Consider the following 18,129-nt stretch of genomic DNA (forward strand, 5'->3'; position numbering starts at 1 on the left):
GTTCTCGATCAGCGGCGGTCGATCAACGTGAGCCAGCCGCCGTAGTCGTGGAGGGTGATCGGCAGCGTGTCGGCCAGGCCAGCCAGGCTGGCGTCCACGTCGTCCAGCGGGAAGCCGCCTTGCACCGGAATGTCGGCCGCGTCGGGCGAGACCCGCAGCACGCCGCGGCGGTAGCGTTGCAGTTCGCCGATCACGTACGACAGCGGCTGCCGGTTGACCAGCAGGTGGCCGTTCAGCCATTCGGCGCCAGTGGCCTGCGAGACGTCGGCGGAACGAACCTGTGCCGCGTCGAAATCCGCGCCTTCGCCTTCCTTGAGCAGGCGGTGGGCGCCGCGCGCGGTGGCGATTTCCACCTGATGCTCGAGCACCGCCACGCGCGTGGACCGCGCATCCTGGCGCACCATGAATTGCGTGCCCAGCGCGGTGACCAGGCCGTCTTCGGTCTGCACCGAGAACGGCCGGCTGGGGTCGGATGCCACCCGCACCACGATGGAGCCGGCGCGCAACCGCACCAGGCGGCGCGACGACGAGAAGTCCACGTCCACCGCCGAACGGGCGTTCAGGCTGAGCGAACTGTGGTCGGGCAGTTCGATGCGCTTGCGTTCGCCGGTGCCGGTGTACAGGTCTGCCGTCAACTGGCCGATCGGCACCAGGCGGTTGGCTGCCGTGCCGCCCAGCCCCAGCAGGACACCCGCGCCCACCAGCGACTTGAGCACCACGCGGCGCGGCGGCAGCATCAGCACGTCGCGGGCGTTGCGGCGTGATGCCGCAGCGGCGCCGTCGGCGCCAGGCACGAGGCCCGGAATGGCCGTATGCAGGCGCGCCCAGGCCTCGGCGTGGCGGTCGTCGGCATCGCGCCAGGTGGCAAAGGCGTCGCGGTCGGCGGGCGTGGCGCTGCCCGAGCGCAGCAGCACCATCCAGTTCACTGCGGCTTCGGTGGGATCTTCCTTCTGCCGGCGGCGCGCCATCTAGCTGCCCGCCGCCACGCAGTGCAGCAGCGCGCGCTTCACGTGGCGCGCCACGGTGCGGCTGGAGATGCGCAGGCGCACCGCGATCTCGTCGTAGCTCAGTTCGTCGAAGACGCTGTACAGGAACGCCGCACGCACGTCCGGCGGCAGGCCATACAGCTTGGCGTCCATGCGCAGGATGGTTTCGAGTTCGAGCGCGCATTGCTCGGGGGAGGGTGCGTATGCGGGCTCCATCAGCGCGATGCGGTCGAGATAGGCGCGCTCCAGGTCGCGCCGGCGGTACAGGCGATAGGCCAGCCGCTTGGCGATGCAGGTGAGATAGGCGCGCGGCTCGCGGATGCCGCGAGGATCGTCCGGCGAGGCCACGATCTGCAGGAACGTCTCGGAGGCGATGTCCTGCGCATCGCCGCGATGGCGCAGGCGGCGCAGCAGCAGCTCCACCAGCCAGTGATGGTTCTCTGTGTAGAGGCCATGCAGGGCGTGCTGGCGGCCGGGATCGACAGTGACGGTCATGCTTCGGGGGGAAACGGCGGCGGTGCGGGCGTATAGATTTTGAGAATCGTTCCTATTCTATAGGAATGTTTTTTGCGGTGCACACAGGATTTTCCCGCGGCCGGCCGTGTCCGGTCCCGCCGGCTGGCGGCATGGGGCCGCCCGCCGTAGACTTGAAGACGTCTTCCCCTTCAAGGAGCGATCGATGATTGTCCGCATTCGGCAAGCCAGGATGGCATGCATGGCGCTGGCCCTGGCGGCCGCCGCCGGTTCGGCGTGGGCGCAGGATGGCCGCCCGCAAGTCCACAAGCAGGGCGAGGTCAGCTACGTCAGCGGCGGCGTGGGGCAAGAAGAGAGCAGCTATCTGAAGTCGGTCAGCGGCGACTACAACCTGCGGTTGCAATTCGCGCTGTCGGACGGCGGCGCGTATGTTTCCGACGTGGAGGTGCGCGTCAGGAACGCTTCCGGGCAGGACGTGCTGTCGGCCAAGTCGGATGGTCCGATCTTCTATGCCAAGCTGCCCGAAGGCACCTACGATCTGACCGTGGCCTACGCGGGCAAACCGCAGTCCAAGAAGATCACCCTGGATGGCAAGGCAGGCGGCGTGGCACAGGGCTTTTACTGGAAGGGGCCGACCTGATCGGCAGGCCCGTTTGGGCCAGCCCGCGCTGCGCGGCCTCGGCATGCCTGCCGGGGCCGCGCAGCGGCGTCATGGCGGCGCCGTTGCCTGCGCCTACAGCATCTGGCTCAGGAACGCCCGCGTACGGGCCTGGGCGGGCGCGGCGAAGAAGCCGTGCGCCGGACCTTCCTCGACGATGACGCCCTGGTCCATGAACACCACGCGGTGCGCCACTTCGCGGGCGAAACCCATCTCGTGCGTCACCACGAGCATGGTCATGTGTTCCTCGGCCAGCTGCCGCATGGTGCGCAGCACCTCGCCTGTCAGTTCGGGATCTAGCGCCGAGGTAGGCTCGTCGAACAGCATGATGTCCGGCTCCATGGCCAACGCGCGGGCGATGGCCACGCGCTGTTTCTGTCCGCCGGACAGCCGCCCCGGATAGTTGTCGCGCTTGGCCAGCAGGCCAACCTTGCGCAGCAGTTCCTCGGCGTACGGAACGACCTCGTCGCGCTTCATGCCCTTCACCGTCATGGGCGCCTCGATGAGATTCTGCAGCACCGTCATGTGCGGGAACAGGTTGAAGCCCTGGAACACCATGCCCATCTTGCGGCAGAGGCGGCGCACCTCGGCGTCGCTGCCGTAGCGGCTGTTGCCGTCCGGCACGGCGGTGGCCAGCGCCTCGCCTTCGATCTCGATGCTGCCCCGGTCGATGGTCTCGAGGTGGTTCAGGCAGCGCAGGAAAGTGCTCTTGCCCGAGCCCGACGGACCGATCACGGCGACGACCTCGCCCTTGTGCAGCGTCAGCGACACGTCGTCCAGCACGCGCAGCGCGCCGAACGACTTGACGAGATTGCGCGCCCCGATCATCACGGGCCGGCCATCGGCCGGATTATTGGTCGTACTTGGCATAGTGTTTTTCCAGGCGCTGGAAGGCCCAGGTCAGCACCAGCGTCATGGCAAGGTAAAAGACGGCGGCAACCAGGAAGGGCGTGGTCGAGAAGTCGCGCTGGACGATGCCGCGCGCCACGCGCAGCAGGTCGTTCAGGGCCAGCACGTAGATCAGCGAAGTGTCCTTGACCAGCGTGATGGTTTCGTTGCTCATGGGCGGCAGGATGCGCCGCACCATCTGCGGCAGCACGATGCGGCGCAGGGTCTGCAGCGGCGTCATGCCCAGCACCTTGCCGGCCTCGTACTGGCCGCGGTCGATGGACAGGATGCCGGCGCGGAAGATCTCGGCGAAGTACGCCGCGTAATTCAACGCAAAGGCAACCACTGCCGCGGGAAAGTCCGGCAGGCGGATGCCGCCGCCCGGCAGGAACGGCAGGGCGAAATAGATGAACAGCAGCTGCAGCATCAGCGGCGTGCCGCGCATCAGCCAGATGTAGCCGTTGGCCAGCATGCTCAGCGGACGCAGCCGCGACAGCCGCGCCAGCGCCAGCAGCAGGCCCAGCGGCACGGCCAGGGCCAGCGTGATGAAGAACAGGGTGAGCGTGACGCGCGCACCCTGCGCCATCGGGCCCAGCAAAGAGAGGACGTAATCCATGCGATCGATTCTGGCCGGGCGGCGCCCTGCGCCGGCCCGGCGTTGGGGGCCTGCTTACTTGATGATGTCCGCGCCGAACCATTGGCTGGCGATGCGGCCGGCGGTGCCGTCCTTCTTCATGTCGGCCAGCGTGCTGTCCAGCTTCTGCAGCAGCGCGGTGTCGTCCTTGCGCACGCCCACGCCGTAGGACTCGACGCCGAAGTTGTCGTTCAGCACGCGGTATTCGGTGGGACGCTTGGCGACCAGGTAACGGCCCACGACTTCGTCCACCACCACGGCATCCAGGCGGCCTGCGGACAGGTCGACCAGCGCGGTGACGTTGTCGCCGAAAGTGCGCAGCGCCTTCAGGGCGTCGGCGATATTGGCTTCCTTCTTGATGGCGTCGACGGCGCTGCTGCCTTCCTGGGCGCCCACCACGTGGTTGGCCAGGTCGGTCTTGGCCTGGATGGCCGAGTTGGCCGCCACGATGATGATCTGGTGGTTTTCCATGTACGGGGTGGTGAAGGCGATGTTCTTCTTGCGCTCTTCGGTGATGGTCAGGCCGTTCCACAGCGCATCCACGCGCTTGCTGCTCAGTTCAGCTTCCTTGGCGCTCCAGTCGATGGGCTTGAACTCGACCTGCATGCCCAGACGCTTGGCGGCCTCGCGCGCCAGGTCGATGTCGAAGCCGACCAGCTCGTTCTTCTCGTCACGGAAGCCCATGGGCGGGAAGTTGTCGTCCAGGCCCACCACGACCTTGGTCGGGGCGGCCGGTTGGGCGGCGGTCTTGGCGGGTTCGTCGCTCTTGTTGCAGGCGGCGAGCAGGGACGTGGCGCACAGCGCCAGGACGGCGGTCAGCTTTTTCATGGGAGTCGGAAAAGGAACGAGATACTTGGATCCGCGTATTTTATGCGTGTTGGCGGATCCCGCCGGATGGCGGCTTCAGGGAAGCGTTTTCGCGGCGGCGCGAGGCCGGCTGTCGACCTTGCGGCCATGCCGGGCCGAGGTCTGGCGCAACAGGGCGGCGAACGCCCGTATCGCGGGGGTCTGGGTCTGGTCGGCCCGCATCAGCAGGCCCGGTGTACGCATGGGCGTCGGGCTTTCCATGGGCACCAGCACCACGTCCAGCCCGGCCGGCACCGCGCTGGCGGCCGCGATGGTGCCGATGGGGGTGCGCAGGGCCACGCCCAGCAGCGCGGGCAGCGTGTTCATTTCGGCGCACACCATGGGTTCGGCCCCCGCAGCGGCGAAGCATTCATTGAGCATGCGCCGCGTGGAGAAAGTGGGCGGCAGCAGCGCCAGCGGCTCGCGGTGCAGTTCGATCATGCGGATGCGCTTGCGGCCCGCCAGCGGGTGCCGGCTGTTGACCACCAGCATCAGTTCCTCGTTGAACAGGGGCTCGAAGCGCAGGCCCAGCGGCAGAACGGGCCGGTAGGCCACGCCCAGGTCGAACTGGCCCGAGGTCAGCCCGGTGACGATCGCGTCGGCGGCCAGCTCCTCGACCGACAGTCGCACGGTCGGGTTGCGCGCCAGGAACTGCCCCACGCATTCGGGAATGATGTTCAGGTTGAAAGTATGCGTGGCCGCCACGCGCACGGCGCCGGACATGGGGGATTCGGCGGATTTCAGTTCGCCCAGCCCTTGGTCGACTTCCTGCAACGCCCGGGACGCATAGCCCAGGAAAGCGTCGCCCGCCTCGGTCAGCGACACCCGCTTGCCGATGCGGTCGAACAGCGGCTTGCCGATCTCGTCCTCGAGCTGCCGGATCTGGTGCGACAGCGTGGATTGGGTGACATGCACGCGTTGCGCCGCCCGCGTGAAATTCAGCGAGTTGGCCAGCGCGACGAAGTATCTCAGGTGACGCAATTCCATGATTGATTGATAGATCCATCGATGCCATCAATAGTAATCAGCAAAATAAGTCATTTCCATGTTCTTGTATCTGTCTATTACGCTGCGGACTCCGCAATGCCAGCCGCCAAGAGCGTGTAGGCGGCCAGGAGACAGACATGCAAGACGACAGCATTCCGCAACTGGAAAAGTTGACCCGCGCCAGCAAGGTGCTGGAAGGCATCACCGTCATCGAACAGGGCACGTTCATCACGGGGCCGGCCGCGGGGATGCTGCTGGCCGACCTGGGCGCCAACGTGATCAAGGTCGAGCAACCCGGCGCCGGCGACCCGTTCCGCGCCTTCCGCGGTGGCCTGTACAGCCCGCACTTCCAGACCTACAACCGCAACAAGCGCAGTGTCACGCTCAACACCAAGGATCCCGAGGATGCCAGGGTGTTCGAAGAGCTGATCCTGCAGGCGGATGTCTACATCCAGAATTTCCGGCCCGGCGCGGCCGACCGCCTGGGGGCGGGCGAAAAACGCTTGCGCGAGCTCAATCCCCGGCTGATCTACTGCGCCATCAGTGGTTTTGGCCAGACCGGTCCGTCGGCGGGCCGCCCGGCCTACGACACGGTGGCCCAGGCGGCCAGCGGCTTTCTGAACCTGCTGGTCAACCCCGCCAATCCGCGCGTGGTGGGTCCGGCCATCGCCGACTCGCTGACCGGTTTCTATGCCGCCTACGGCATCCTGGGGGCGCTGGTCGAGCGCGCGCGTACCGGCGTGGGCCGCAGCGTCGAGGTCTCCATGCTGGAGGCCATGTGCCATTTCAACCTGGACGCCTTCACGCACTTCTTCGCCGATGGCGACGTGATGGGTCCGTACAGCCGGCCCAGCGTGTCGCAGTCGTACACCCTGCGCTGCAGCGACGGCCGCTGGGTCGCGCTGCACATGTCCTCGCCCGAGAAGTTCTGGCGCGGGCTGGCCAACGCCATCGAACGGCCCACGCTGTTCGACGACCCGCGCTACGCCACGCGCGAAGGCCGCATCCAGCACCAGGAACAGCTGATCGGCCTGCTGGGCGGTATCTTCGCCACCCGCACCCGCGACGAGTGGTGCGCGCGCCTGACCGCCGAGGACGTGCCGCACGCGCCGATGTACGACACCAGCGAAGCGCTGGAAGACGCACAGGCCCGTCATATGGAAATCGAAATAGAAGGGCATCATCCCGTCCTGGGCGAATGGCGCACGGTGCGTTCGCCGGTCAGTTTCGACGGGGTGCGTCCCACGCACGTGGTGCCGCCGCCCATCCTGGGCGAGCACAACGACGAGGTGCGCGCAGAGCTTGCCATTGCACGAGCCGCGTCCAGCTCAGCGGCTTCCTCCAAGGAGTGAGACCATGAAGATCGGCAAGACCACCGTCCCGCGCACGTCCATCAGCACGTCCGACGAGCACACCATCGTGGTGCGCGGCCAGGACCTGTGCCAGGACCTGATCGGCAAGATTTCCTTCACCGACTATTTCCACCTGCTGCTGACCGGCCGGCGTCCCGACGCGGCCGCCACCGCCGTGATCGACGCGACCCTGGTCGCCATCGCCGAGCATGGCCTGGTGCCCAGCGTGCAGGCCAGCCGCATGACGCTGGCGGCGGCTCCGGATGCGCTGCAGGGCGCCGTGGCCGCCGGCATCCTGGGCTGCGGCTCGGTCATCCTGGGCGCGTCCGAGACGGCCGGCAAGATGTTCCATGAGATCGAGGCGCGCGCCCTTGCCGACGGCACCGGCAACGACGAAGCGGCTCTGGCGATCGTGCAGGAGTACCGCGCCGCGCGCCGTGCCATTCCCGGCTACGGCCACCCATTGCACAAAGAGCGCGATCCGCGCGTGGGCCGCCTGTTCGACGTGGCCCGCGAGGCCGGCGCCAACCTGGCCTACATCGACATCGCCGAGGCGGTCGAGCGCGCGATCCCGCAGGTGATGGGCAAGGAACTGAAGCTCAACGTCTCGGCCGCCATCCCCGCGGTGCTGCTGGGGGTGGGCTTCCCGCTGCTGGCCCTGAAGGGCGTGCCGATCCTGGCGCGCACGGCCGGCCTTATTGCACACCTCAACGAAGAACTGGAGCAATCCATCGGCTTCGCGCTGTCCTATCAGGCCGCGCGCGAAGTCCAGTATGACGGCGAACTTCCCGCCGGCTTTGGCACGACCCCCGAATCGCACTGATCCCCGCCCATCCCGGGCATATAAGCAAGACAGTACTGAGGAGAGTCACCCATGGTTTCCATCACATCCACCGCGAGGCCCACGCTGCGCCGGTCGCTGCTCGGCCTGGCGCTGGCTGCAGGGCTGCTGGCCCAGTTCCCGGCAGCGGCGCAATCGGCGGATTTCCCCAATCGGCCGGTCAAGATGATCGTGCCGTTCGGTCCGGGCACGTCGACGGACATCGTCGCGCGCGTGATGGCCGATGCCATGGGCAAGTCGCTGGGCCAGTCCGTCATCGTCGAGAACCGCGCCGGCGCGGGCGGTTCGATCGGCACCGACTTCGTCGCGCGTTCTCCCGCCGACGGCTACACCATCGTGATGGGCACCGTGGGCACGCACGCCATCAACAAGGCGCTGTACCGCAAGCTGGCCTACGATCCCATCACCGACTTCGCCCCGTTGTCGTTCGTCGGCCAGACGCCGACCCTGCTGGTGGTCAGCGGCAACTCGCCGTACCAGAACCTGAAGGACCTGGGCGCCGCCGCGGCCAAGCCGCCCGGCATCAGCTTCGCGTCCGCGGGCAGCGGCACCTCGGGCCACCTGGCCGGCGAGCTGCTGAAGGCGCGCCTGGGCGGTGAGATGGTGCACGTGCCCTACAAGGAAGGCAGTCTGGCGATGTCCGACGTGATGTCCGGCCAGGTGCAGTTCATGTTCTATCACCCCACCGCCGTGCTGCCGCACATCCGTGCCGGCAAGCTGCGCGCCCTGGGCACGTCCAGCGCCAAGCGCAGCGCCGCGCTGCCCGACCTGCCGACCATCGCCGAGCAGACCAACAGCGATTTCGACCTGGTGGCCTGGTTCATGATGTACGCGCCCAAGGCCACGCCGCAACCCGCGCTGAAGAAGCTGCGTGACGCCGCGGCGGCCGCCCTGGCCAACGCCGACGTGCAGGCCAAGCTGACGGCGCAGGGCGTCGAGAAGGCGCCGACGACCGACCTGGACGCCTTCGGCAAGGCCGAAGTGGCCAAGTGGTCCGACCTGGTGCAGAAGTCGGGCGCCCAGGTCGACTGAGGAATATGTCCCGCTTGCGCATGGCCGGTATGAACCTTCGCCGGGCCGGCGATGCGCAAATGGGCCATTTACGGCCTGCCGCAGTTGCATCTCGAATGGGCAGACCGAGCGTTTAGCGTGACCTTGGCGCTGTAGAAACCAGTCCTGGATCGTCTGGTGGCTACAGCGCTATTTTTTTACCGCCGGGCCGCCCCAGGTAAAAGCGCCCCTGGGGGCAGCAAGCCGAAGGCGCTGCGTGGGGGAGAGTTTTACCGCCGGGCCGCTTCAGAAAAGCGCCAGCCTTGGGGCCAGCAAGCCGAAAGTGTTTTAAGGCAATAATGGCGTTTTGAACCCAATGAAGGAGCTTTCCATGGCCAACGCCTCTGCACGCCACATCCTGGTGTCCACCGAAGCCAAGTGCAACGAACTGAAGGCCGCCATCGAGAACGGCGCCGACTTCGCCCAGGTCGCCCGCGAGAATTCCAGCTGCCCGTCCAGCCGTGACGGCGGCAACCTGGGCACCTTCCGCCCGGGCCAGATGGTGCCGGAGTTCGACACCGTGGTGTTCAGCGCCCCGATCAATGTGGTGCAGGGCCCGGTGAAGACCCAGTTCGGCTATCACCTGGTCGAAGTCACCAGCCGCCAGGACTGAGCCCGGCCGCCTTGTGCCCGGCGCCAGCCCCAGGGGGGCGGGCTCGGGTTGCAGAAAGCCTTCCGGTAGAACGGAACCGCGCCTCGAAAGTCGGACACCAGTCCGGCCTTCGGGGTGTTTTTCATGGCCGCGGGCCACGCTGGCGTGCAACCGGGCCCGCGCGGCCCATCAGCGTTTGTACGTCACCCGATACACGGTGCCATTGGCGTCCTCGCTGAACAGCATCGCGCCGTCTTTTGCGAAGGTCACGCCCACGGGCCGTCCCCACACCTCGCCGTCGTTCAGGCCGAACCCCGTGACGAAGTCCTGGTATTCGCCCGTCGGCTTGCCGTCCTTGAACGGCAAGCGCACGACCTTGTAGCCGGTGCGCTTGGCGCGGTTCCACGAGCCGTGCAGCGTGACGAAGGCGTCGCCCTTCCATTCGTCGGGGAACTGGCCGCCCGGGTTGAAGGCCACGCCCAGCGGCGCGGAGTGCGATTGCACCAGCACCTCGGGCACCAGCACCTTGCCGGCCAGGTCCGGACGCGCGCCGCCGGCGGGGCGGGCGTCTTCGTTTTTGCCGATGTAGTACCAGGGCCAGCCGTAGAAACCGCCTTCCTTCACGCTGGTCACGTAGTCGGGCGGCACGTCGTCGCCCAGCATGTCGCGTTCATTGGTGGCGCACCAGAGCGTGGCCGTGCCGGGCTGCACGGTCAGGCCCGAACAGTTGCGGATGCCGTTGGCATAGGGGCGGCGGTTCTTGCCGTCCGGGTCGAAGGCCAGCACGCTGGCGCGGCCTTCTTCCGGACCCCACGCCGCGCCCACCCCGTGCGTCTTCTCGTGCGCGGCCAGGTCGGACGGGCGCTCGCCCATGTTCTGCCCCACGTTGCCGTTCGAGCCGACCGCCACGTACAGCGTCTTGCCATCGGGCGAGAACGCGATGTCGCGCGTCCAGTGGCCGCCGGTCGGCAGCTTGGCCACCACGGCTTGCGGCGAGCCGGACGCCTTCTGGTCGCCGTTGCGGTAGGCATAGCGCACCACGCTGCCCGGCTGGGCCACGTACAGCCACTTCGGTTCCGGGCCGGGCGGGTGGAAGGCCATGCCGTAGGGGTCGTCCAGCTTGTCGGCGTAGGTGGACATCGTGGCCTTGCCGCTTTTCTGCGGACGGATCACCACGATGCGGCCGTTGTTGCTCAGGGCGGCGAAGATGTCGCCATTGGGCGCGATGCGCAGCACGCGCACGCCGTCCAGGCCGGTGGCCAGCGTCTCGACCGTGAAGCCGGGCATGCTCTTGGGGGTGGCGTTGGCCGGCCGGTCGGCGATGCGCGAGGCGGCCGCGCGCGCCGAGCCGCCGGCGGCGGCGGGAATGTCGGCGGGGCGGATATGCCGCATCGTGCCGGGCGCGTCCGCTTGCCAGTCGCCAAACGCGCGCTTGCCGGTCAGCACGTCCTGCTGCGCCCATGCGGGCGCCGCCATCAGGACTGCGATCGAACCTGCCAGGCCAACCAACGCTTGCTTCATCTGCCGCTCCAGAGTGGGTTGCACCGGACGCGGGTCGCGCATCCGGCGGGGTCACTACGAGGATTTAGGCGGAATCCGCGATTCGCGCAAGCCCTCTGGCGCAAGTCGCCCGCGCAGGCGTTGTGCGTGCGCCCGCGCCGGCTGGTTCGCGTTACAGCGGGTCGTCCAGGCCGTGTTGCACCTGTTCCGCCGCGCGCAGCATGGCGCGGGCCTTGGCCTCGGTCTCGGCCCATTCGGCTTCGGGAATCGAGTCGGCCACGATGCCGGCGGCGGCCTGCGCGAACAGCATGCCGTTCTTGATGATGCCGGTGCGGATGGCGATGGCCACGTCCATCTCGCCGCCGTAGCTCAGGTAGCCGGCCGCGCCGCCGTAGATGCCGCGCTGCACGGGCTCCAGTTCATCGATGATTTCCATGGCGCGCACCTTGGGGGCGCCCGTCAGCGTGCCGGCCGGGAAGGCCGCGCGCAGCACGTCCATGCTGCTCATGTCGGGATCCAGCGTGCCGGCCACGTTGGACACCAGGTGCATCACGTGCGAATAGCGCTCGATCACCATGGTGTCGCTGACCTTGACCGTGCCCGTCTGCGCCACGCGGCCCACGTCGTTGCGCGCCAGGTCGATCAGCATGACGTGTTCGGCGATTTCCTTCGGATCGGCCTGCAGCTCGCGCGCCAGCGCGGCGTCTTCTTCCGGCGTGCCGCCGCGCTTGCGCGTGCCGGCCAGCGGGCGGATGGTGATCTGCGATTTCGGCGTGCCGTTCTCGACGATGCGTTCCTGGCGCACCAGGATCTCGGGCGAAGAGCCCACCACCTGGAAGTCGCCGAAGTTCCAGAAGTACATGTACGGCGACGGGTTCAGCGAGCGCAGCGCGCGGTACAGCGACAGCGGCGAATCGCGGAACGGCTTGGCGATGACCTGGCTGATCTGCACCTGCATCAGGTCGCCGGCGGCGATGTATTCCTTGGCGCGATGAACGGCGGCCAGGTAGTCCTCTTTCTTGAAGTCGCGGCGTTCTTCCGTCTGCATGCTGGCGTGGCTGTACGGAATCTCCACGGGCTTGCGCAGGCGGGCGCGCAGGTCCAGCAGGCGCTGCTGGGCGCGGCTGTAGGCCTCGGGCTGCGCCGGGTCGGCGTACACCATCAGGTAGGTGCGGCCCGCCAGGTTGTCGACGATGACCAGTTCGTCGACGTGCATCAGCATGATGTCGGGCGTGCCGCCTTCCATGCCGGCGGGGAAGGGCTTGACGGCCGGCCCCAGGCGCGGCTCGATGTGGCGCACGGTGTCGTAGCCGAAGTAGCCCGCCAGGCCGCCGCAGAAGCGCGGCATGCCGGGACGCAACGCGACTTTGAAGCGGCGCTGGTATTGCTCGATGAAGGCCAGCGGATCGCCTTCGTGGGTTTCCACCACGCGGCCGTCGTGCAGCAGTTCGGTCAGGGTGCCCGTGGCGCGGATCACGCTGCGCGCGGGCAGGCCGATGAAAGAGTAGCGGCCGAAGCGTTCGCCGCCCACCACGGATTCCATCAGGCAGGTCATTGCACCGTTGCCGGGGCCGGCGTGCGCCAGCTTCAGGTAGATGGCCAGCGGCGTGTCCAGGTCGGCGTAGGTCTCGGCCACCAGGGGGATTCGGTTGTAGCCCTGGGCGGCCAGCGCCTTGAATTCAAGTTCGGTCATGTCGGATCTCGATGGGGGGATCAGGATGAGGAACCGGGCGCGCGCAAACAAAAAACCCGGTCCTGTGTAGGGTCCGGGTTCGGTGTCTTGCCCTGCGCGGCATTGGCGGTGCGCCAACGCCGGGAACGACTTACCGCCACCCGGAGAACGAGCGCCACCAACGCCAGCGGGCGTTTGCAAGGGTCGGGACGGAGACCGGGGCGTTCATGGGATAGGGTTCGGTGTTGCGTTGCCAGAAAAGTGCCCGGCAACTATACCACCGGTCATTGTCATGCGCACGCCGGTTCGCATGAATGGCGTGCGCGAGGCGTCAGGCCGCGTTGGCCTCGCGGTTCCATTCGTCGATGCGCCGCACGGCATCCACCAGCGTGTCGACGATGCCGTCCACATCCAGCATGCGTACGTCCATGCCCTCGTTGTAGCCATAGGGCACCGCCAGCACGCGCGTGCCGGCCGAGCGTCCGGCCTGCGCGTCGTTGATCGAGTCGCCGATGGTCACCGCGCGGCCGGGCGCCACGCCCAGTTGCTCGCAGGCGTGCAGCACCTGGTCGGGATCGGGCTTGCGGCGCGCGCAGGTGTCGCCGCACACCACCACCGGGAAGAAGCCCGCCAGTCCCGTGCGCTGCAGCAGCGGCAGGGTGAACTCGGTGGGCTTGTTGGTGACCACGGCCAGCTTCAGGCCCTGGTCGCGCATGGCGATCAGGCCCGGCACCACGCCGTCGAACACCAGGGCCTTCTCGCCGTTGACCCGGTGGTAGTGGCGGAAGAAGGCCTCGCGGCCGCGGGCATACAGGTCGGTGTCGGCCAGGTCGCCTTCCAGGCTGCCCGCCAGCGCGCGGCGCACCAGGTTGTCCACGCCCTTGCCCACGAACGTGGCCACCACGTCCAGGCGCAAGGGAGACAGGCCCAGTTCGACGCGCATGGCGTTGGCCGCATCGGCCAGGTCGGGAATGGAGTCCAGCAGGGTGCCGTCCAGGTCCAGCAGGACGGCTTCGATGCGTGCCATGTCAGCGCGCTCCTCGGGTGGGGCCCGGCGGACCGGGCCGTTTCAGGATCAGACGCTCGTGCCTTCGCCGCGCGCGATCTCGGCGCGCAGGTTCTGGATGACGGCGGCGTAGTCGGGCTGGCCGAAGATGGCCGAGCCGGCCACGAAGGTGTCGGCGCCGGCGGCGCGGATGTCGGCGATGTTGTCCGGCTTCACGCCGCCGTCGACTTCCAGCAGGATCGGCTGGCCGCCGGCCTGTGCCCAGCGGTCGATGCGCAGGCGCGCCTCGCGCAGCTTGGCCAGCGTGGCCGGGATGAACGACTGGCCGCCGAAGCCCGGGTTGACCGACATCAGCAACACCAGGTCCAGCTTGTCCATCACGTAGTCCATGTAGGACAGCGGCGTGGCGGGGTTGAACACCAGGCCGGCCTTGCAGCCGTGGCTGCGGATCAGCGACAGGGTGCGGTCGACGTGGCGCGAGGCTTCCGGGTGAAACGTGATGATGTCGGCGCCGGCCTTGGCGAACATGGGGATGATCTCATCCACCGGCTCGACCATCAGGTGCACGTCGATGGGCACGTTCACGTGCGGCCGGATGGCTGAACAGACCATCGGGCCGATGGTCAGGTTGGGAACGTAATGGTTGTCCATCACGTCGAAGTGGATCCAGTCGGCGCCGGCGGCGACGACGTTGCGCACCTCTTCGCCCAGGCGGGCGAAATCGGCGGACAGGATGCTGGGGGCGATGCGGGTGGCGGCCGGGGTCGGGGACATGGCTTTGCGAAGTTCCGGGGGCATAATGTGCAATCATTGTAGTTTGACGTTCGGGGCACGGGCACCGGCGCGGGCACGAGATGCGTGCCGGCCGTATCGGTCCGACCCCATCCAGCCCGGCCAGGGCGCGCGCCTTCCCAGGGATATCCAGTGAAACCCTACGACCTGACGGTGTCCGTGACGCCGCGCTTCGTGCCGGAGCAATCCGATCCCGCCCAGCAGCAGTACATGTTCGCCTACACGGTGCGCATCACCAATTCGGGCTCCAATCCCGTGCAGGTCATCAGCCGGCACTGGATCATCACCGATGGCGAGCAGCGCGTGCAGGAAGTGCGCGGCCTGGGCGTCGTGGGCCAGCAGCCCCTGCTGGCCGCCGGCGAAACCTTCGAATACACCAGCGGCTGCCCGCTGCCCACCCCGGTGGGCACCATGCGCGGCACCTATCATTGCGTGGGCGAGAACGGCATCCCCTTCGAGGTGCCGATCGCCGAATTCCTGCTGGCCATGCCGCGCACCCTGCACTGACCGCAGGGACCACCGATGCTCTGTCCTCACACCTAAATGAAGCACCGTTTCAAGCGAATTCTCAGTGTTTCCCTGCTGGCGGGCCTGCTGGCTGCGTGCGCCACCTCCGAGGTGCCGCCCGCGGACGCGCCCTCGGGCGGCGCCCCGTCCGGCGTCTCCGGCACGCCCGCCGTCGACGGCCCGCTGAGCGTGCCGTCCCTGTCCTCCCTGCCCGATTCCGCGCCGCGCCAGATGGCCGGCCGTTACACGCGCGCCGCCTGGGCCGACATGCCCGGCTGGAGCAACGATGATCTGGCCGAGTTCTGGCCGCTGTTCCTGCGCAACTGCAAGGGCCTGATGCGGCCCACCAGCGGCAGCCTGGCCGTGCCCGCGCGCGCCACGCCGCGCGCCTGGCAGCCGGTCTGCGCGGCCGCCGCCGATGCGTCGCGGGCGCCGGCCGCGGGCGACGGCGCCGCGGTCCGGCGTTTCCTGCAGACCTGGCTGCAACCCTGGCGCGTGAACGGCGCCGACGGCCAGCCCGCCTCGAATACCGTCACCGGCTACTACGAGCCCCTGGTGTCCGCCTCGCGCCGCCGTGGCGGCGACTACCAATGGCCCCTGTATGCCGTGCCTTCTGATCTGCTGACGGTCGACCTGGGTTCCATCTATCCCGATTTGGCCGGCAAGCGCGTGCGCGGCAAGCTCGAGGGCTCGCGCGTGGTGCCTTACGACACGCGTTCGGCCATCGAGGCGTCCGCCGGCCGCAAGCCGCCGGTCATCGTCTGGGTGAACGACCCCGTCGACAACTTCTTCCTGCAGGTGCAAGGCTCGGGCCGCGTCCAGCTGACCGATGGTCCCGATTCGGGCACCACCATCCGCTTGGCCTACGCCGACCACAACGGCCAGCCCTACGCCTCCATCGGCAAGTGGCTGATCGACAAGGGCGAGTTGCAGGCCAGCCAGGCCTCCATGCAGAACATCCGCGCATGGGCCAGGCGCAACCCGGCCCGTGTGCAGGAAATGCTCAATGCCAATCCTGCCGTGGTGTTCTTCCGTGAAGAGGCCATCGCCGATCCCTCGCTGGGTCCGCGTGGCGCCTATGGCATTCCGCTGGCGCCGGGCCGCTCCATCGCGGTCGATGCGCGGTTCGTGCCGCTGGGGTCGCCGGTGTTCCTGTCGACCACCATGCCGAGTTCGTCGTCGCCCTTGCAGCGCCTGGTGCTGGCGCAGGATACGGGCACGGCCATCACCGGCGCCGCCCGCGCCGACTTCTACTGGGGCTCCGGCGAGGATGCCGGCAACATGGCCGGCCGCATGAAGCAGCGCGGCCAGATGTGGCTGTTGTGGCCCAAGCAGGCAGGGGAGCCCTCGGCGCGATGAAACAGCAGATCGTCGTTTGCGGTGCGGGCATCGTCGGGCTGGCCAGCGCGCTGGCCCTGGCGCGCCGCGGCCAGCGCGTGGCCGTCCTGGCGCCGCGCAGCGAGGTCGCGCCGGCCCAGGCCGACACCTATCATCCGCGGGTCTACGCCATCTCGCCCGCCAGCCGCCGCTTCCTGGGCGAACTGGGCGTATGGGATTCGCTGCCCTCCGGACGCATCGCGCCCGTGCAGGCCATGGACATTCATGGCGACGGCGATGGCCGCGTCACCCTCAACGCCTGGCAGGCCGCGCAGGACTGCCTGGCCTGGATCGTCGAATCCGGCGAGATCGAGCGCGTGCTGATCCAGGCCGTGCGCGTCTTCGGCATTCCCTGGCTGGACGACCGCTGTGTCGGCTGGCGCGACGGACGCATCGAAACCGCTGCTGGTGAACATCTGCAGGCCGAACTGTTCGTGGGGGCCGATGGCGCCAACTCGCCGCTGCGCCAGGCTGCCGGCCTGCGTCATCAGGCGCGGCCCTATGGCGACACGGGCCTGGTGGTCCACCTGGATGCCGAACTGCCGCATCAGGGTACGGCCTTCCAGTGGTTCCGCGACGACGGCGTGCTGGCGCTGCTGCCCTTGCCCGATACCGCCGATGGCGCGCAGGTCTCGATGGTGTGGTCCATCCGCGGTGAACGCGCCGAGGCCTTGCTGGCCATGCCGCGCCAGGAACAGGCCGCCGAACTCGAACGCCTGCTGGCCGAGGCGTCGCAGGGCCGATTGGGCCGGCTGCGCGTGCGTGGCGCGCTGCACGGCTTCCCGTTGACCTTGGAACAGGCCCAGATGACCGGCCCGGGCATCGCCCTGGCCGGCGATGCCGCGCACCGGGTGCATCCCCTGGCTGGCCAGGGCCTGAACCTGGGCCTGGGCGACGTCGAGGCGCTGGCCCGGGCCGTGGGCAGCCGCGAGGCGTTCCGTTCCGCCGGCGACCCGCGCGTGCTGCAGCGCTACCAGCGCGCCCGTGCCGAACCCGTCCTGGCGATGCGCGTGGCCACCGATGGCCTGCATCGCCTGTTCGGCGCGCGCAACGCGCCGCTGGCCTGGCTGCGCAATGCCGGCATGCAGGCGGTCGACGCCCTGCCTTTCATCAAACGCCAACTCATCGAGGGGGCTTCGCGCAACTGAGCGTGCGCCTTGGCACCAGGAGTCATCATGAAGTTTCGCATTGCAGTCAGCGCGGCGGCCTCGTTGTGCGCCTTGTTCCTGGCCGGGACCGTCCAGGCCCAGTCGGGTAAAAGCACTTCCACCAGCGGCGCGGACAAGTCCGCCGCGGGCGCCACGTCCACCCGCACGCCGGCGCCCGATCCTGTCGCCGAAGGCGTGCGCAAGCGCTTCGCCGATCGCTTCCCGGGAATGGACGTGACGGCCGTGCAGCGCACCCCCTATGGCCTGTTCGAAGTGCAGCTGGGCATGGAACTGGTCTACACCGACGAGGACGTGCGCTGGGTCATGCAGGGCACGCTGGTCGATGCCATGACCCGCCGCAACGTCACCGCCGAGCGCCAGGAGAAACTGGGCGAAGTGCCGCTGGCCGAGCTGCCGCTGGACCTGGCCGTCAAGCAGGTGCGGGGCAACGGCAAGCGCCGCGTGGCCATCTTCGAGGATCCGAACTGCGGCTATTGCAAGCAATTGCACAAGACGCTCGAGACTCTGGACGACGTCACCATCTACACCTTCCTCTATCCCATCCTGGCGCCCGACTCGTCGGTCAAGTCGCGCGACATCTGGTGTTCGTCCGATCCCGCCCGCGCCTGGAACGACTGGATGATCCGTGGCAAAACGCCCGCTTCCAAGTCGTGCGACACGCCCACCGAGCAGGTGCTGGCGCTGGGCAAGCGCCTGATGGTGCGCGGCACGCCCACGATGTTCTTCGACGACGGCTCGCGCGTCAGCGGCGCGATGCCTCTGGACCAGTTTCAGGCGCGATTGGACGGGAAAAGATAA

Annotated in this window: 19 protein-coding genes; 9 read left to right on the forward strand and 10 right to left on the reverse strand. The window is 68.2% G+C overall.

Annotation, left to right across the window (positions count from 1 at the left end; translation table 11 throughout):
* Positions 1-8 precede the first annotated feature (8 nt).
* Complete coding sequence (locus A7W11_RS08535; protein ID WP_066410587.1) at positions 9-968, reverse strand: FecR family protein; 960 nt, start codon at positions 966-968, stop codon at positions 9-11.
* A complete protein-coding gene (locus A7W11_RS08540; RefSeq protein WP_082887156.1) occupies positions 969-1,481 on the reverse strand; it encodes a sigma-70 family RNA polymerase sigma factor in 513 nt (170 codons plus the stop codon).
* 184 nt (positions 1,482-1,665) lie between these two features.
* Between A7W11_RS08540 and A7W11_RS08545 the strand changes: the two genes are divergently transcribed.
* The gene (locus tag A7W11_RS08545) at positions 1,666-2,100 is read left to right on the forward strand and encodes a hypothetical protein (RefSeq protein WP_066410588.1); all 435 of its coding nucleotides are present in this window, start codon (positions 1,666-1,668) and stop codon (positions 2,098-2,100) included.
* Between the two features lie 93 nt (positions 2,101-2,193).
* Here A7W11_RS08545 and A7W11_RS08550 read toward each other — a convergent pair whose 3' ends face one another.
* The 4 genes from A7W11_RS08550 to A7W11_RS08565 all read right to left on the reverse strand — a co-directional run bounded on the left by A7W11_RS08550 (position 2,194) and on the right by A7W11_RS08565 (position 5,473).
* Positions 2,194-2,946, reverse strand: a complete 753-nt coding sequence (locus A7W11_RS08550) for an amino acid ABC transporter ATP-binding protein (protein ID WP_066413679.1) — start codon at positions 2,944-2,946, stop codon at positions 2,194-2,196.
* 22 nt (positions 2,947-2,968) lie between these two features.
* Complete coding sequence (locus A7W11_RS08555; RefSeq protein ID WP_066410589.1) at positions 2,969-3,622, reverse strand: amino acid ABC transporter permease; 654 nt, start codon at positions 3,620-3,622, stop codon at positions 2,969-2,971.
* Between the two features lie 54 nt (positions 3,623-3,676).
* The gene (locus A7W11_RS08560) at positions 3,677-4,468 is read right to left on the reverse strand and encodes an amino acid ABC transporter substrate-binding protein (protein WP_066410590.1); all 792 of its coding nucleotides are present in this window, start codon (positions 4,466-4,468) and stop codon (positions 3,677-3,679) included.
* 75 nt (positions 4,469-4,543) lie between these two features.
* Positions 4,544-5,473 (reverse strand): LysR substrate-binding domain-containing protein, encoded by a 930-nt coding sequence (locus A7W11_RS08565; protein ID WP_066410591.1) that lies wholly within the window; start codon positions 5,471-5,473, stop codon positions 4,544-4,546.
* A 137-nt stretch (positions 5,474-5,610) separates the two neighbouring features.
* Here A7W11_RS08565 and A7W11_RS08570 point away from each other — a divergent pair, with 137 nt between their 5' ends.
* The 4 genes from A7W11_RS08570 (at position 5,611) to A7W11_RS08585 (ending at position 9,329) form a co-directional block, all read left to right on the forward strand.
* Positions 5,611-6,825, forward strand: a complete 1,215-nt coding sequence (locus A7W11_RS08570) for a CaiB/BaiF CoA transferase family protein (protein ID WP_066410592.1) — start codon at positions 5,611-5,613, stop codon at positions 6,823-6,825.
* 4 nt (positions 6,826-6,829) lie between these two features.
* A complete protein-coding gene (locus A7W11_RS08575) occupies positions 6,830-7,648 on the forward strand; it encodes a citryl-CoA lyase (RefSeq protein WP_066410593.1) in 819 nt (272 codons plus the stop codon).
* A 51-nt stretch (positions 7,649-7,699) separates the two neighbouring features.
* Positions 7,700-8,698, forward strand: a complete 999-nt coding sequence (locus A7W11_RS08580; protein ID WP_066410594.1) for a Bug family tripartite tricarboxylate transporter substrate binding protein — start codon at positions 7,700-7,702, stop codon at positions 8,696-8,698.
* Between the two features lie 349 nt (positions 8,699-9,047).
* Entirely contained in the window at positions 9,048-9,329 is a 282-nt protein-coding gene (locus A7W11_RS08585; protein ID WP_066413688.1) for a peptidylprolyl isomerase, read from the forward strand.
* A 168-nt stretch (positions 9,330-9,497) separates the two neighbouring features.
* Here the strand turns inward: A7W11_RS08585 and A7W11_RS08590 are convergent, their stop codons facing one another.
* From A7W11_RS08590 to rpe, 4 genes are all read right to left on the reverse strand, one after another.
* A complete protein-coding gene (locus tag A7W11_RS08590; RefSeq protein ID WP_066410595.1) occupies positions 9,498-10,829 on the reverse strand; it encodes a PQQ-dependent sugar dehydrogenase in 1,332 nt (443 codons plus the stop codon).
* A gap of 151 nt (positions 10,830-10,980) precedes the next feature.
* Complete coding sequence (locus tag A7W11_RS08595) at positions 10,981-12,501, reverse strand: anthranilate synthase component I family protein (protein WP_066410596.1); 1,521 nt, start codon at positions 12,499-12,501, stop codon at positions 10,981-10,983.
* Positions 12,502-12,811: 310 nt separating this feature from the next.
* A complete protein-coding gene (locus tag A7W11_RS08600) occupies positions 12,812-13,507 on the reverse strand; it encodes a phosphoglycolate phosphatase (RefSeq protein ID WP_066410597.1) in 696 nt (231 codons plus the stop codon).
* A gap of 48 nt (positions 13,508-13,555) precedes the next feature.
* The gene (gene rpe, locus A7W11_RS08605; protein WP_407922734.1) at positions 13,556-14,260 is read right to left on the reverse strand and encodes a ribulose-phosphate 3-epimerase; all 705 of its coding nucleotides are present in this window, start codon (positions 14,258-14,260) and stop codon (positions 13,556-13,558) included.
* A 150-nt stretch (positions 14,261-14,410) separates the two neighbouring features.
* Between rpe and apaG the strand changes: the two genes are divergently transcribed.
* The 4 genes from apaG to A7W11_RS08625 are packed head-to-tail and all read left to right on the forward strand — an operon-like array spanning position 14,411 to position 18,129.
* Entirely contained in the window at positions 14,411-14,785 is a 375-nt protein-coding gene (apaG, locus tag A7W11_RS08610) for a Co2+/Mg2+ efflux protein ApaG (RefSeq protein ID WP_066410598.1), read from the forward strand.
* Positions 14,786-14,821: 36 nt separating this feature from the next.
* Complete coding sequence (gene mltA, locus A7W11_RS08615) at positions 14,822-16,144, forward strand: murein transglycosylase A (protein WP_066410599.1); 1,323 nt, start codon at positions 14,822-14,824, stop codon at positions 16,142-16,144.
* The gene (locus A7W11_RS08620) at positions 16,141-17,310 is read left to right on the forward strand and encodes a UbiH/UbiF family hydroxylase (RefSeq protein ID WP_066410600.1); all 1,170 of its coding nucleotides are present in this window, start codon (positions 16,141-16,143) and stop codon (positions 17,308-17,310) included. Before mltA ends, A7W11_RS08620 begins: the two co-directional genes overlap by 4 nt.
* Before the next feature lie 27 nt (positions 17,311-17,337).
* Positions 17,338-18,129 carry a DsbC family protein gene (locus tag A7W11_RS08625; RefSeq protein ID WP_066410601.1) on the forward strand — a complete coding sequence of 264 codons (792 nt, stop codon included), beginning with the start codon at positions 17,338-17,340 and terminating at the stop codon, positions 18,127-18,129.

The organism is Bordetella ansorpii, from assembly GCF_900078315.1.
Lineage (GTDB): Bacteria > Pseudomonadota > Gammaproteobacteria > Burkholderiales > Burkholderiaceae_B > Bordetella > Bordetella ansorpii.

Coding starts and splice junctions, on each gene's coding strand:
- A7W11_RS08535 (WP_066410587.1), bottom strand. CDS start 968: ATGGCGCGCCGCCGGCAGAAGGAAGATCCCACCGAAGCCGCAGTGAAC.
- A7W11_RS08540 (WP_082887156.1), bottom strand. CDS start 1,481: ATGACCGTCACTGTCGATCCCGGCCGCCAGCACGCCCTGCATGGCCTC.
- A7W11_RS08545 (WP_066410588.1), top strand. CDS start 1,666: ATGATTGTCCGCATTCGGCAAGCCAGGATGGCATGCATGGCGCTGGCC.
- A7W11_RS08550 (WP_066413679.1), bottom strand. CDS start 2,946: ATGATCGGGGCGCGCAATCTCGTCAAGTCGTTCGGCGCGCTGCGCGTG.
- A7W11_RS08555 (WP_066410589.1), bottom strand. CDS start 3,622: ATGGATTACGTCCTCTCTTTGCTGGGCCCGATGGCGCAGGGTGCGCGC.
- A7W11_RS08560 (WP_066410590.1), bottom strand. CDS start 4,468: ATGAAAAAGCTGACCGCCGTCCTGGCGCTGTGCGCCACGTCCCTGCTC.
- A7W11_RS08565 (WP_066410591.1), bottom strand. CDS start 5,473: ATGGAATTGCGTCACCTGAGATACTTCGTCGCGCTGGCCAACTCGCTG.
- A7W11_RS08570 (WP_066410592.1), top strand. CDS start 5,611: ATGCAAGACGACAGCATTCCGCAACTGGAAAAGTTGACCCGCGCCAGC.
- A7W11_RS08575 (WP_066410593.1), top strand. CDS start 6,830: ATGAAGATCGGCAAGACCACCGTCCCGCGCACGTCCATCAGCACGTCC.
- A7W11_RS08580 (WP_066410594.1), top strand. CDS start 7,700: ATGGTTTCCATCACATCCACCGCGAGGCCCACGCTGCGCCGGTCGCTG.
- A7W11_RS08585 (WP_066413688.1), top strand. CDS start 9,048: ATGGCCAACGCCTCTGCACGCCACATCCTGGTGTCCACCGAAGCCAAG.
- A7W11_RS08590 (WP_066410595.1), bottom strand. CDS start 10,829: ATGAAGCAAGCGTTGGTTGGCCTGGCAGGTTCGATCGCAGTCCTGATG.
- A7W11_RS08595 (WP_066410596.1), bottom strand. CDS start 12,501: ATGACCGAACTTGAATTCAAGGCGCTGGCCGCCCAGGGCTACAACCGA.
- A7W11_RS08600 (WP_066410597.1), bottom strand. CDS start 13,507: ATGGCACGCATCGAAGCCGTCCTGCTGGACCTGGACGGCACCCTGCTG.
- rpe (WP_407922734.1), bottom strand. CDS start 14,260: ATGTCCCCGACCCCGGCCGCCACCCGCATCGCCCCCAGCATCCTGTCC.
- mltA (WP_066410599.1), top strand. CDS start 14,822: ATGAAGCACCGTTTCAAGCGAATTCTCAGTGTTTCCCTGCTGGCGGGC.
- A7W11_RS08620 (WP_066410600.1), top strand. CDS start 16,141: ATGAAACAGCAGATCGTCGTTTGCGGTGCGGGCATCGTCGGGCTGGCC.
- A7W11_RS08625 (WP_066410601.1), top strand. CDS start 17,338: ATGAAGTTTCGCATTGCAGTCAGCGCGGCGGCCTCGTTGTGCGCCTTG.